Here is a 12664-nt window from a genome sequence, read left to right on the forward strand (position 1 = left end):
CCGGCAGACCCCGTGACAGACCAGTCTGACTCCCGGCCGCTGACCCGGCCGGGCTTCAGCGGTGCGGACGCCCCGGCCCTGCTGCTGGCGTTGCCCGACCCGCTGCTGCTGATCGCCGCCGACGGAACGGCGTACCTGAACCCGGCGGCGCAGACGGCCCTGACGGACGCCGCGCCGCAACCCGGTGGGGGCCGCGTGACCGTGTGGACGGCGCTGTTCACGCCGGAAGTGGCGGGCGTGCTGCGCGGTCCCCTGGAGGCCGCGCTGGAAGGTCAGACCGCGCGGGCCAGCGTGGTGCTGCGTCCCGGCGGGCCCGTCACGCTGGTCACGGCCGCGCCGGCCGCCCCCGGACCTGACGGTGAGGCCCGCGCGCTGCTGCACCTGCGCGAGACGGGCGCACCGCTGAGCGTGGCCCTGGACTTCATGGACGGCCTGGGGCTGGGCGTGGCCGTGCAGGGCCACGACTCCCGCATCCTGCAGGTGAACCCCAGCGCCACCCGCATCCTGGGTCTCAGCGAGGCGCAACTGAGCGGGCGGGACTCCCTGGACCCCCGCTGGCGCGCCATTCACCCGGACGGCCTGCCGTTCCCCGGCGACACGCACCCCTCCAACGCCGCGCTGCGCAGCGGTCAGACGATCCGGGACGTCCCCATGGGCATCTACCGCCCGGAACCCGGCGACTGGCGCTGGCTGCACGTGACGGCCATTCCGCACACCCTGCCCGGCCAGGACACCCCGGAGCAGGTGACGACCGTGTTCGCCGACGTCACCGACCGCTACCGCATGGAAGCCGACCTGCGCGGCAGCGAACAGCGCTTCCGGTCGCTGGTCGAGGCGACCACGCAGATCGTCTGGGACGCCCACCCGGACGGCACGTTCCTGCCCCCGCAGCCCGGCTGGGAAGCCTTCACCGGCCAGAGCGAGGCGAGTTACAGCTACGCCGGCTGGCTGAACGCCGTGCACCCGGAAGACCGCGCCCGGACCATCGAGTGCTGGCAGCGCGCCACCCTGACCCGGCAACCGTACCTGGTCGAGCACCGCCTGCGCCGCGCCGACGGCACGTACGTGCCCATGCAGGCGCGCGCCGTGCCGGTCATCGACGACGGCGGCCAGATCCGCGAGTGGGTCGGCACGCACACCGACATGAGCGACGTGCGCGAGGCGCAGCAGGCCCTGATCGACCTGAACGCCGACCTGGAACGCCGCGTGCAGGCCCGAACCCTGGACCTGGCGAACGTCACGCGCTTCAGCACGCTGCTGCTGACCGCCGCCGGTGAAGGCATCTTCGGGCTGGACCTGCGCGGCGTGACCACCTTCGCCAACCCGGCCGCCGCGCGCATGCTGGGCTACAGCGTGGAACGCATGATCGGGCACAGCCAGCACGAACTGGTCCACCACCATCACGCCGACGGCCGCGAGTACCCCCTGCACGACTGCCCCATCCACCAGACCATTCAGGACGGCCAGACGCGCCGCGTGGACCACGATGTGATGTGGCACGCGCAGGGGTACCCGGTGCCGGTCGCGTACGTGGTCACCCCCACCCACGACGAGGCGGGCGCGGTCAGCGGCGCGGTGGTCATGGTGCAGGACACCACCGAACGCGAGCGCGCCCAGGCGCAACTGCGCGACGTGATCGAGAACCTGGAACGCAGCAACCAGGACCTCGAACAGTTCGCGTACGTTGCCAGTCACGACCTGCAGGAACCGCTACGCACCGTCGGCAGTTACACCGAACTGCTCGTCCGCCGCTACCAGGGCCAGCTGGACCCCCGCGCCGACCAGTACCTGCACTACATGCAGGACGCCGTGACCCGCATGCGCAGCCTGATTCAGGACCTGCTGGGCTTCGCGCGGGTCGGCCGGCAGGAAACGCCGCTGGAACGCACGGACCTGGGGGGCCTGCTGCGCGCCGCTGAGCAGAACGTGCGCGCCACGCTGGAACAGGGCGGCGGCACGCTGGAATGGCACACCCCGCACGCCGTGCTGGGGCGGCCGTCCCTGCTGCTGCAACTGCTGACCAACCTGATCAGCAACGGCCTGAAATTCCGCGCCGAGGACCGCCTGCCGCGCGTGCAGGTCCGCTCGGAACTGGACGGTGAATTCGTGCACATAACCGTGCAGGACAACGGCATCGGGATCGCGCCGGAATACCACACGCGCGTGTTCGACATCTTCCAGCGCCTGCACCTGCGTGAAACCTTTGCTGGTAACGGTATGGGCCTCGCCATCTGCCGTAAAATCGTGGAGTTCCACGGGGGCCGCATCTGGCTGGAATCTCTGCCCGGACAGGGCAGCACCTTCCACCTGACCCTGCCCGTGGCGCCCACTTCCTAATGACCCCAACATCCACCATCCAACCCATTGAGATCCTGCTGGTCGAGGACAACGAACCGGACGTCCTGCTGACCCTGGAAGCCTTCGAGGACGCCCACGTTCCCAACCGCCTGCACGTCACCCGTGACGGCGTGGACGCCCTGCGCTTCCTGCGTGGCGAGGGTGAACACAGCGGCGCGCCCCGTCCCGACGTGATCCTGATGGACATCAACATGCCCCGCAAGACCGGCCTGGAAGTCCTGGAGGAGATCAAAGCCGACCCCGAACTGCGCAGCATTCCGGTCGTGATGCTCACCACCAGTCAGGCGGACGACGACGTGCGCGCCTCGTACGAACGCCACGCCAGCGGGTACGTGGTCAAACCCGTGGGCTTCGAGAACTTCCTGGGCGCCATGCGCGCCTTCGAGGCGTTCTGGCTGACCTTCGTGCGCTTCCCCCCGCGCGGCCCGTAGCCGCCACGCGCACCACGGACAGCGGGGGAGAGGGGACCGGGTGTGCTGGCCGGTCCCCTCTCCCCGTGCGGTTCAGGAGGGGGTCGGTTCGGGCGCGCTGTCCTGAAGGGCACCCAGAACCCGCTGCATGTGCTCGTCGAGCGGCACGCCCAGTTCGCGGGCGCCCTGCTCGACCTCGTCGCGGTTGACGCCCGCCGCGAACGCCCGGTTTTTAAAGCGTTTTTTCAGGCTGCCCAGTTCCACCTGCCGCACGTCCCGGTCCGGGCGGACCAGCGCGGCCGCCTGCACCAGCCCGGTCAGTTCATCCACCGCGAACAGCGTCTTCGAGAGCTGCGACTCGCGGGGCGTGCCCGTGAACGCCGCGTGGCCCATGATCGCGTCCAGCACGGTTGCCGGCGTGTCGGTGTGCTCGCGCAGGAACGCCACGCCCCAGCTCGGGTGCTCGTCCGGGTGGGCCTCGTAATCGAAGTCGTGCAGCAGGCCCGCCACGGCGTACAGGTCCTCGTCCTCGCCCCAGTGGCGGGCGTAGGCGCGCATGGCGGCCTCCACGTTCAGCATGTGCCGCCGCAGCGACCCGGACGGAGTGTGCTCCAGCATCAACGCGTACGCCTGATCACGGTTCATACGGCAGTCTAGCGGCCAAGCAGCTACGCGGGGGGGGCCGGGGTCAGCCGCCCAGGTAGCGGGTCCACTGCGGCTGCCAGTGCGCGAACTGCCCGTGGGCGTACACCCCGAAGGTCGGGGCGCGCGGGCGGGTGCGCAGCGGCATCGCGGCCTCCTCGGGCGTGCGGTTGCCCTTGCGCTGGTTGCAGGCGCGGCAGGCGGTCGTGACGTTGTCCCAGGTGTGCCGCCCGCCGCGCGAGCGGGGCATCACGTGGTCCAGCGTGAGTTCCTCCGGCGAGCCGCAGTACTGGCAGGCGAAGGTGTCGCGGCGCAGTACGTTGCGGCGGTTGAACGGCACCGGGTGCACGCGCGGGCGGCGCACGTAGCGGCGCAGGCGGATCACGCTGGGCACGGTCATGACGGTGCTGGGCGAGCGGACCACGTCGGCGCTGTCCTCCAGAATCTCGGCCACGCCGTACTGCACCAGCGTGATGGCCCGCTTGGCACTCGTGACGTGCAGCGGCTCGTACGAGGCGTTCAGGACCAGCACGCGCGGCGCGTTCAGGTCGGCCGCAATACGAGGTATTCGGGTGTCTTCCTGCACGTCCTTTCTGGAGGTCATGCACGGCATTCTAAGGCGCGGCGGTCAGGTCAATGTTGCGCTGGGACGCTTAGTGATTCTCCCCGGCCCCTGCGGCGAATGGCCTACCGGGGGCCGGGTCGGATCAGTGGGGTCAGGTCAGCCAGGGGAGCGTGCCGGGCAGCCACCCGGTCTTCAGGCCGCCCCGGATCAGTTCCAGCGTGCCGTCGGCCACGTACTGCACGGCCAGCGCGCCCAGCAGCACGCCCAGCACGCGCGTGACCACGTGCACGCCGGTCAGGCCGATCACGCGCGCGATCTGCCCGGACAGGCGCAGCGCGAGGTAACACAGCAGCAGCACGGCGGCCGTCACCAGGAACACGGCCGTCAGCAGCAGCGGCGAGCCGTGCGCGTCCGCCGCGAGAATCATGATGCTCGCCAGCGTGCCTGGGCCCGCGATCAGCGGAATGGCGAGCGGGAACACGCTGATATCCTCGCGCTGCTGCGCCTCCTGCTCTTCCTCGGCGGTTTCCTTGCTGCCGCTGGGCCGCGCGAACACCATGTCCAGCGCAATCAGGAACAGCAGGATCCCGCCCGCAATACGAAACGAACTGAGGCTGATGCCCAGGTGCTCCAGCAGCGCCCGGCCGAACAGCCCGAACAGCAGGATGATGATGCCCGCCACCAGGCACGCCTTGAGCGCCACGCGCCGCCGCTCGAAACTGGGGCGGTTCCCGGCCAGCCCGATAAAGATGGGCGCCAGGCCCACCGGGTCCATGACGACCAGCATCGTCAGGAACGTCTGAAGGGCAATGCTGGAAAGTTCCGTCACGTTCACCGACCGAGCGTACCACCCGCGCCCGGCCTGCCCACACCCCCCGGCGCGGGTTCAGGGAGCGGGCGGCGGCGTGCCCTGGGGCGAGGACTGGGTGCCCTGGGGCGAGGGCTGGCGCGGCGCGGGCCGCACGTCGATCTCGATGGTGCCGGCCGCCTCGACGGTCTTCTCGCCCTGCGGCGTGCGGGCGCTGACGCCCACGGTGTAGGTGTTCACGGGCGCGCCGGGGGCCGCCGACACGGTCAGGCGGAAGGGCTGCCCCGCGCGCACGCGGTCCGGCGTGACGGTCACGTTGATGCCGGGCGCGCTGCCCTGCGCCCGCACCGTGAACACGCCCGGATGCGTCTGCGGGGTGTACCCGCCCACCCGCGCCGTGAGTTCCTGCGACGTGCCGGCCACCAGCGAGACGCTGCTGACACTGCCGCCCGCCTGCCCGGCACTGTCCAGGCGGGAGACGACCACGTACCCGCCGGCGCAGCCCGTGCGGCGCAGCCCGCCGATGTCCTGCGCGCCCACGTACAGCGCCGGCAGCAGCGAGGCCAGCACCAGCCCCAGCCCCAGCGCCGCGCGGCGCGGCCGGCGCCAGTTCGCGGCCGTGAACGCCAGTCCGCCCGGCCCCAGCAGCAGCGGCACCAGCAGCGCCAGCACGGTCCGGCCCTCGCAGGGACCACCCAGCAGCGCGCTTCCCACGCCCCGGACCGTGAACGTCAGCGCCACTCCCAGCCCCCAGCCCAGCAGGAATGCCGGAACGAACGAGTTCAGGCGGAAGGTCGGGAACTCCTGAAGTTCCGGGGCGGGTGGAGCAGGGGGCGCGGGGGGCGGCGGGGTCATACGCGGCAGAGTACCGCCCGCCCGCCGGGACGAACCGCCCCGGGCTGTCCGGGGGTCGTTACCCGGCGGTGCTGGTGGTGGCGTCGGCCTGCGCGTGGCAGGCGGGGCACACGCCCAGGAATTCCAGGCGCACGTCGGTCACCTGGAACCCGGCGGGCAGGGCCGAGGCGGGCAGCGTGGGAATCACGGCGGCGTCCACGTCAAAGATCGCGCCGCAGCCCCGGCACACCGCGTGGTGGTGGGTGTCGCCCTCGTGCTTGTAATCGTAGCGGGTGGCCTGCCCGGCGCGTTCCAGCGTGACCACCACGCCGTCGCGGACCAGGGCGTCCAGCGTGCGGTACACGGTGCCCAGGCTCACGCTGGGCAGTTGTCCGCGCACCTGCGCGTGAATCCAGGCGGCGTCCGGGTGGGACCGCGCGCCCTGAAGCACCTCGATCACCGCCGCCCGCTGCTTGGTCTGCCGCACCATCGTCATGCGCGCAGTCTAGCAAATGCGTCCTGACCCGCTCATGACGCGCGGAACAAAGCCCGCCGCGCCCCCGGTCCGGCCCGGCCAGCCCTGTTTTCTGAACCGGGTTCATTTGCCTTCGTTCAGAAAAGCGCGTAGAACACTGAACGAATGTCCGAACGCCTCCTTCCCCTCCTGACCGAACGCGCCCAGACCGGCGACGCGCTCGGACAGGCACTTGGCGTGAACCGCGTCACCGTGAACACCCTGGCCCGCCGCCTGATCGACAGCGGCGTTCCCGTGCAGGTCACCCGCGCCGGGTACGCCCTGGCGCCCGGCACGCCCGCCCCGCAACTGACCGCCCGCAGCGGCACGCTGGGACAGGCCATGCGCTACCACGGCACCGTCACCAGCACCCAGGACGCCCTGCGAGCCTGGGCTGACCATCCCGACCACCCCGCCCCGCACGGCGCGGTCATGGTCGCCGAACGCCAGACCGCCGGACGCGGCCGCCGGGGCCGCACCTGGGACACCACCAACGGCACGCTGGTCTTCAGTGTGCTGCTGACCAGCGGCCCGCACGGCGCGCCCCTGACCCTGGCCGACCTGCCCCTGATGCCCCTGGCCGCCGGAGTCGCCCTGCACCGCGCCGCCGGGGTGGGCGGCCTGAAATGGCCGAACGACCTGCTCGCCCCCGGAGGCCGCAAACTGGCCGGCATCCTGCTGGAAGCCGACCTGCGAGGCGAGGAAGCCCGCCGGGTCGTGATCGGCATCGGCGTGAACGTCACGGCCGCCCCGCAGGACGCCGCGCACCTGAGCGCCCTGCACACCCCCGGCACCCCGGAACCCACCCGCGCCGCCCTGCTCGGCACCCTGCTGCGCGAACTGGAACGCGCGCTGGCCGCCACGCCCGAACAGACCCTGGCCGCGTGGCGGGCCGCGAACGTCACGCTGGGCCGCCCCGTGCGCATCCAGACGCACGCGGGCCTGCTGGAAGGCACCGCCACCGACCTCGACGCGCAGGGCAGCCTGATCGTCACCACGCCCGCCGGCCCCCGCACCGTCAGCGCCGGGGACGTGCAACTGATCGGCAGCCTCAGCCCCGATCAGCCCAGCCCGGACGCCCCCCTGCCGGCCACCTCCCTTCCGGCTGCCGACGTGCCGGAAGGCGGCAGCGGCCCGGCCCCCTGAACGGCACCCGGCCAGACCGCTGACAGTCCATCCCATCCCACACCCCCCGCAAAGGAGAGACCACCATGACCCTGACCCACCCCACCCTGGCCCGCCAGCTGGCCCCCACCCCCAGCCTCGTGCGCGACCTGCTGCTCGTCGGCGGCGGCGCAGCCTTCATCGCCCTGCTCGCCCAGGCCGAAGTGCCCCTGCAGCCCGTCCCCATGACCCTCCAGACGCTGGGCGTGCTGCTGGTCGGCGCGGCCCTCGGCTGGAAACGCGCCTTTGCCGCCGTGCTGCTGTACGCCCTGGCCGGCGCGGCCGGACTGCCCGTGTACGCCGGCGGTGCCAGCGGCTTCATGAACACCGCCGGCACCGGCCTGCGCGCCAGCATCGGGTACGTCATCAGCTGGCCCTTCGCGGCCGCGCTGGTCGGTTTCCTGGTCGAACGCTTCGGCCTGGACCGCCGTTTCCTGGGCACCTGCCTCGCCATGCTGGCCGGCAGCGTCGTCATCTACGCCATCGGCCTGCCCGTCCTGGGCGCCATTACCGGCCTGAAGGGTGCGGCCCTCATGACCGCCGGCCTGACCCCCTTCATCATCGGCGACAGCATCAAGCTGTTGCTGGCCGCGCTGCTGCTGCCCACCGCCTGGCAGTTCACCCGCCGGTAAGCCGCTACAGGCAGTCAAAAAAGCCCCCCACCCTCACCCGGGTGGGGGGCTTTGCCTGGGCGTGGGTTGTCGATGTCTCCCATGCGGAAACCCCACCCCGAAGCGTGCGCCCAGTCTGCGCCGGGCAGCCCTGGCACGGCATCCGCCTAAAGAGGGATGGCCGGGTAAGCCAGATGGGGGAGGGCACATGAGGGACGGGGGAGAGGCACGCTGGCCCCTTCCCCCGTGAACCCTCAACCGTCAACCGTCAACTTTATTCAGCGATGACGGGGGGCTTGGCGGGCAGTTCCGGGGCGTTGCCGGTGCGGATGGCGGTCAGGACGCGCTCGCGGATCTCGTTTTCCATGTCGGGACGCTCGGCGATGTACGCGATGGCCTTCTCCTTGCCCTGGCCGATGCGTTCGTCGCCGTACGAGTAGAAGCTCCCGGCCTTCTTGATGATGTCCATGTCGCTGGCCAGCGTGACAAGGTCGGACAGCTGGTCGAAGCCCTTGCCGTACACCAGGGCCAGTTCGACTTCCTTGAAGGGCGCGGCGACCTTGTTCTTCACGGTCTTGACCTTCACGGTGTTCGCGACGGCGTCGTTGCCGACCTTGATGGGCTGCCCGATCTTGCGGACGTCCAGGCGCACGGAGGCGTAGAACTTCAGGGCGCGGCCGCCGGTGGTGGTTTCCGGGTTGCCGTACATCACGCCGATCTTCTCGCGGACCTGGTTGATGAAGATGGCGGCGGTGTTCGTCTTGCTGAGAATCCCGGTCAGTTTGCGCAGCGCCTGACTCATCAACCTCGCCTGCAGGCCGGGGAGGCTGTCGCCCATCTCGCCCTCGATCTCGGCGCGGGGGGTCAGGGCGGCGACCGAGTCGACGACGACGATATCGACGGCGCCGCTGCGCACCAGCAGTTCCATGATTTCCAGGGCCTGCTCACCGTTATCGGGCTGCGAGACGAGCAGTTCGTCGGTGTTCACGCCGAGCGCGCGGGCGTACACGGGGTCCAGGGCGTGTTCGGCGTCGATGAACGCAGCGGTCCCGCCGGCCTTCTGGGCCTGCGCGATGATGCTGAGGGCCAGGGTGGTCTTACCGCCGGATTCCGGGCCGTAGATCTCGGTGACGCGGCCCTTGGGGATGCCGCCCACGCCGAGGGCGAGGTCGAGGCTGAGGCTGCCGGTGCTGATGGTCTGCACGTCCAGTTTGCTCTCGGCGCCGAGTTTCATGATGCTGCCCTTGCCGAACGCCTTCTCGATCTGGCTCATGGCGGTGTCGATGGCCTTGGCGCGTTCCTTGGCGTCGGTGGGGGCGGCAGTGATTTCTTTTTCCTTGCTCATGGTGTCTCCTTACTGATGGTCCGGGGCGGCCTGCGGGGCCGGGGAGGTCGTGGTGGGCGCGGTGCTGGGTTCGGTCGTGCTGGGTTCAGTGGGAGTGGGTTCAGTGGTCGGGTCTGCGGGCAGCGGGGCACGGAAGCGGAAGGTGCTGGCGGTCTCGTAGATGGGACCGGTCTTGCGCAGGATGCTGCGGTACAGGACCGCGCCGCCCGCCTGCCAGTTCTGCGTGAAGATCAGCGGCGGCACGCGCGGCGCCGGGCCCTTCTTGCGCGCCAGGGTGATGTGCCCCTTGAACGGCTGGTCATCGGTGCGCAGGCCCAGTTCGTGAATGCCGTCGCGCAGCGCCTGCGCCAGTTCGGTCAGGCCCTCGGCCTCGACCTTCACGAACCACACGCGCGGGCTACCCTCGTTGGGGTGGTAGCCGGTGCCGCGCAGGTGCACCTGCATGGGGGCGAGGTCCTGCATCAGCTGCACGCCCAGGCGTTTGAGTTCGTCCACGCGTTCGTTCGGCACGGCCGGCAGGTACGCCAGCGTGACGTGCATCTGGTCGGCGTTCACGTTGCGCCAGTTGCCGCGCAGTTTGCGCTGCGCTTCCCGGATCGGCCCGGCGAGGTTCGCGGGAACCTTCAGCGCGAAGAACAGACGCTGCGTGCCCGGAGGCTGGTGCTCGTCATCGCCGCGCCCCCGGCCAGGAGCGCCGCCTGCGCCGGCTGGTTTCGCAGGGCGGGGGGGCCGCTCACCACGGGGTTTCGCGGCAGCGGGTTGGGCACGGTCAGGCTTCTCGCGGGTGGGCTTGTCACCCCTGGGCTGCTCGCGGTCGGGTTTCGGGGCGCGCGCCTGCCCGGCCGGGGCTTTTGCACTCTGGGGGGATGCGGGGCGCGGCCCGGCGCTGCGTGGTTCGGCGCTGCGCTGCGCGCTACTGGGCGGCGCGCTGGCCTGCCGCGCTTCGGCCAGGGCGCGCTGCACGACGCTGCGGCCGTCCTGCGGGGCGGCGGGTTCTGGTTTGCGGGCTGTTTTCTTGATTTTCATGCGGTCCTTCCTTCGGGCCGCTGCGCGGAATCCGGGGTGGTGCTGGTCTGTGAATCGATCTGGGAACTGGTCTGTGAATCGGTCGGGGTGGGTGTGGGGGCGGGCGGGCCGGTCAGTGTGCTGCGCAGCAGAGACAGGGCGCTCACGGCGGCGCGTTCCCGCACCTGCGCGGCGTCGCCGGGCCAGTTGACGTGCAGCGTGCGCTCCAGCGGCGCGCTCCCGGCCTGCGGGACGTTCACGGCCACGAAGGCCTGCCCGGCCCGGTCGCCCGTGGTTGCGACGACCACCGCGAGGCCCACGTCGGCCCCCAGGTGTTCGCGCGCCCCGGCGGCCAGTTCGCGGGCGGCCTGCTCGCTGACCAGTCCGGTCCCGCGCAGCGTGACGGGCGTCAGGCCCAGCGTGATCAGGCGCGCGTGGTCCTGCGTGACGGCGGCGTCCAGGAAGGCGGGTTGGTCGGCCAGCAGCGTGCAGAGCATTCCGGCACTGCCGGCCTCGATCACGCCCAATGTGCGTCCCTGTAAGGCTCCCTGCGCGGCCCCGGCGAGGGTCTGGTCGTCCTCGCCCCAGGTCCAGCGGGCCAGCAGTTCGCGGACGCGCTGCCGGACCGGGTGCAGCAGCGCCGCCGCCTGATCGCGGTCCGGGGCGCTGGCGGCCACGCGCACGTCCACGCCGGTCGCGCGGGCGTACGTGGCGACGCTGGGGTTCGCCTGCCGGGTCAGGTCGCCCAGCAGTTCGGCGAGGTTGCTCTCGCCGATGCCCTGCGTGTGAATGGTGGTGTGTTCCAGCGCCGCCCCGGGCAGTGGCAGGCGCGGCAGCACCTGCTCGCGCCACATGCGCTGCATCTCACGGGCCGGGCCGGGCAGCGCGACCAGCAGCTTTGCAGAGCCGCCGCGCGTGGTCTGCACGAACCAGCCGGGCGCGGTGCCGACCGGGTTGGGCAGGGCGCTGGCGCTGGGAATCAGCCACGCCTGCTTGCGGTTGATTTCGGGCATGGCGCGCCCGCGTGATTCGTACAGGCCGCGCAGGTGCGCGAGTTGCGCGGGGTCCTCGGTGGGAGTCTCGTTCAGGGCAGCGGCGATGGCCTCGCGGGTCAGGTCGTCGTCGGTGGGGCCCAGGCCGCCGCCCAGGATGACCAGATCCGCGCGGTCCAGGGCCGTGCCGATGGCGTCGGTCAGGCGGGGCAGGTTGTCTCCCAGCACGGTCTTGCGGTGCAGGGTGACGCCGCGCGCCCCGAGTTCACGGGCGAGGAACGCGGCGTTACTGTCGACGATCTCGCCGAACAGTAGCTCCGTGCCCACGCTGATAATTTCTGCTAGAAGCATAACAACCTCGGCGCAGTATAGGCCAAAGCGAAACGTACGTCCAGTGAATCACCAGACGTACGCACGGGCAGAAGGGGCGTCATCCCCTCAGTCTACCCCCAGGCCATGACCGGCCCCGGTCCCACCGCGACACCCTCTGCGATCCCGGAAAGACCGCGTTCAGGCCGCCAGTTTCCGGCAGGCCTCCTCGCAGCGGCGGCACGCCTCGGCGCAGCGCTGGCAGTGCTCATGACTGTGCTGACCGCACTCGGCGGCGCAGGCCGCGCAGGCCTCGGCACACAGCGCGCACGCCCGCGCATGCACCGCGCTGCCCCGCATCAGCAGCCGCGCCGTGACCATGCACACGTCCGCGCAGTCCCGGTCCAGACGGATACAGCCGCGCATCATGTCAATATCCGGCTCCGACAGGCACGCCGAGGCGCACTCCTCGCACGCCGCCACGCACGCCAGACACGCATCGATGCACTCCTGAATCAGCTGTTTGTCCATGCCCAACCGTGGCACACCCCGCCGCCGCAAGGATAGGAAGAAACTTCAGACGGGATTGGCCCGGCGCAGAGCGGGCGTTCATCCGCCCAGCGGCAACTCGAAACACAGGCTGTTCTCCAGGCCCTCGTAGTACCCGAAGTTCGGAATGCGCCGGAAGCCCGCCCGCGTGTACAGTGCCAGCGCCGCCGCCTGCTGAACCCCGGTTTCCAGCAACAGCCGCGCTCCGCGCAAGGCCAGCGCCTACCGGTTCACGAGTTCCGCCACCCACGCACTAGACAGTTCCCGGTCATCCCGCGACTCCCCGGCCGCGCTGGCGTGCGATGTGAAGCGCGACACCGGCCACTCGTGCGCCCCGGCGCTCAGCACGTACGACCCGTGCTCGGACGCCCCGGTCACGCGGCGGCCCGGATCGCGGTACCGCACCACGACCTCCGCCCTGACCGGAAGCGCTTCCAACGTGGACTCGGTCACCTCACCATGAAAGGAACGCGACGGATCCGTCGCCTCGCCCCGCCACGCCCCAAGCAGGCCCACCGTCACACTCGCACTGGAATCAGTCATACCCCATCAGGCCAC

Annotated in this window: 15 protein-coding genes; 4 read left to right on the forward strand and 11 right to left on the reverse strand. The window is 70.9% G+C overall.

Annotation, left to right across the window (positions count from 1 at the left end; genetic code table 11):
• The first annotated feature begins 12 nt into the window (after positions 1 to 12).
• Together M8445_RS06380 and M8445_RS06385 are read left to right on the forward strand one after the other, a co-directional pair.
• Positions 13 to 2337 (forward strand): PAS domain-containing sensor histidine kinase, encoded by a 2325-nt coding sequence (locus M8445_RS06380; RefSeq protein ID WP_273990482.1) that lies wholly within the window; start codon positions 13 to 15, stop codon positions 2335 to 2337.
• Positions 2337 to 2789 carry a response regulator gene (locus M8445_RS06385; RefSeq protein ID WP_273990484.1) on the forward strand — a complete coding sequence of 151 codons (453 nt, stop codon included), beginning with the start codon at positions 2337 to 2339 and terminating at the stop codon, positions 2787 to 2789. The genes M8445_RS06380 and M8445_RS06385 overlap by 1 nt, the downstream gene beginning before the upstream one ends.
• 72 nt (positions 2790 to 2861) lie before the next feature.
• Here M8445_RS06385 and M8445_RS06390 read toward each other — a convergent pair whose 3' ends face one another.
• The 5 genes from M8445_RS06390 to M8445_RS06410 all read right to left on the reverse strand — a co-directional run bounded on the left by M8445_RS06390 (position 2862) and on the right by M8445_RS06410 (position 6113).
• Complete coding sequence (locus M8445_RS06390; protein WP_273990485.1) at positions 2862 to 3413, reverse strand: HD domain-containing protein; 552 nt, start codon at positions 3411 to 3413, stop codon at positions 2862 to 2864.
• A gap of 43 nt (positions 3414 to 3456) precedes the next feature.
• Positions 3457 to 4014 (reverse strand): HNH endonuclease, encoded by a 558-nt coding sequence (locus M8445_RS06395; protein WP_273990486.1) that lies wholly within the window; start codon positions 4012 to 4014, stop codon positions 3457 to 3459.
• A gap of 112 nt (positions 4015 to 4126) precedes the next feature.
• Positions 4127 to 4810, reverse strand: a complete 684-nt coding sequence (locus M8445_RS06400) for a MarC family protein (protein ID WP_273990487.1) — start codon at positions 4808 to 4810, stop codon at positions 4127 to 4129.
• Between the two features lie 51 nt (positions 4811 to 4861).
• Complete coding sequence (locus M8445_RS06405; protein ID WP_273990488.1) at positions 4862 to 5638, reverse strand: hypothetical protein; 777 nt, start codon at positions 5636 to 5638, stop codon at positions 4862 to 4864.
• A 58-nt stretch (positions 5639 to 5696) separates the two neighbouring features.
• On the reverse strand, positions 5697 to 6113 hold the full coding sequence (locus M8445_RS06410) for a Fur family transcriptional regulator (protein WP_273990489.1): 417 nt from the start codon (positions 6111 to 6113) through the stop codon (positions 5697 to 5699).
• 144 nt (positions 6114 to 6257) lie between these two features.
• On the opposite strand from M8445_RS06410, the gene M8445_RS06415 reads away from it, so the two are divergent.
• Together M8445_RS06415 and M8445_RS06420 are read left to right on the forward strand one after the other, a co-directional pair.
• The gene (locus tag M8445_RS06415) at positions 6258 to 7277 is read left to right on the forward strand and encodes a biotin--[acetyl-CoA-carboxylase] ligase (RefSeq protein WP_273990490.1); all 1020 of its coding nucleotides are present in this window, start codon (positions 6258 to 6260) and stop codon (positions 7275 to 7277) included.
• 65 nt (positions 7278 to 7342) lie between these two features.
• Positions 7343 to 7927 carry a biotin transporter BioY gene (locus M8445_RS06420; protein WP_273990491.1) on the forward strand — a complete coding sequence of 195 codons (585 nt, stop codon included), beginning with the start codon at positions 7343 to 7345 and terminating at the stop codon, positions 7925 to 7927.
• Positions 7928 to 8180: 253 nt separating this feature from the next.
• Here M8445_RS06420 and recA read toward each other — a convergent pair whose 3' ends face one another.
• The 6 genes from recA to M8445_RS06450 form a co-directional block, all read right to left on the reverse strand.
• Complete coding sequence (gene recA, locus M8445_RS06425) at positions 8181 to 9251, reverse strand: recombinase RecA (RefSeq protein ID WP_273990492.1); 1071 nt, start codon at positions 9249 to 9251, stop codon at positions 8181 to 8183.
• Between the two features lie 9 nt (positions 9252 to 9260).
• Positions 9261 to 10277, reverse strand: a complete 1017-nt coding sequence (gene thpR, locus M8445_RS18295) for an RNA 2',3'-cyclic phosphodiesterase (RefSeq protein WP_337961611.1) — start codon at positions 10275 to 10277, stop codon at positions 9261 to 9263.
• Positions 10274 to 11599 carry a CinA family nicotinamide mononucleotide deamidase-related protein gene (locus tag M8445_RS06435; protein WP_273990493.1) on the reverse strand — a complete coding sequence of 442 codons (1326 nt, stop codon included), beginning with the start codon at positions 11597 to 11599 and terminating at the stop codon, positions 10274 to 10276. The genes thpR and M8445_RS06435 overlap by 4 nt, the downstream gene beginning before the upstream one ends.
• Positions 11600 to 11758: 159 nt before the next feature.
• Positions 11759 to 12088, reverse strand: coding sequence for a four-helix bundle copper-binding protein (locus tag M8445_RS06440; RefSeq protein WP_273990494.1), 330 nt, complete (start codon positions 12086 to 12088; stop codon positions 11759 to 11761).
• 78 nt (positions 12089 to 12166) lie between these two features.
• A complete protein-coding gene (locus M8445_RS06445; protein WP_273990495.1) occupies positions 12167 to 12301 on the reverse strand; it encodes a hypothetical protein in 135 nt (44 codons plus the stop codon).
• A 27-nt stretch (positions 12302 to 12328) separates the two neighbouring features.
• Positions 12329 to 12649: a hypothetical protein gene (locus tag M8445_RS06450; protein ID WP_273990496.1), complete on the reverse strand. Its 321-nt coding sequence runs from the start codon at positions 12647 to 12649 to the stop codon at positions 12329 to 12331.
• Positions 12650 to 12664 lie beyond the last annotated feature (15 nt).

The sequence above is a fragment of the Deinococcus aquaticus genome (assembly GCF_028622095.1).
Taxonomy (GTDB): domain Bacteria; phylum Deinococcota; class Deinococci; order Deinococcales; family Deinococcaceae; genus Deinococcus; species Deinococcus aquaticus.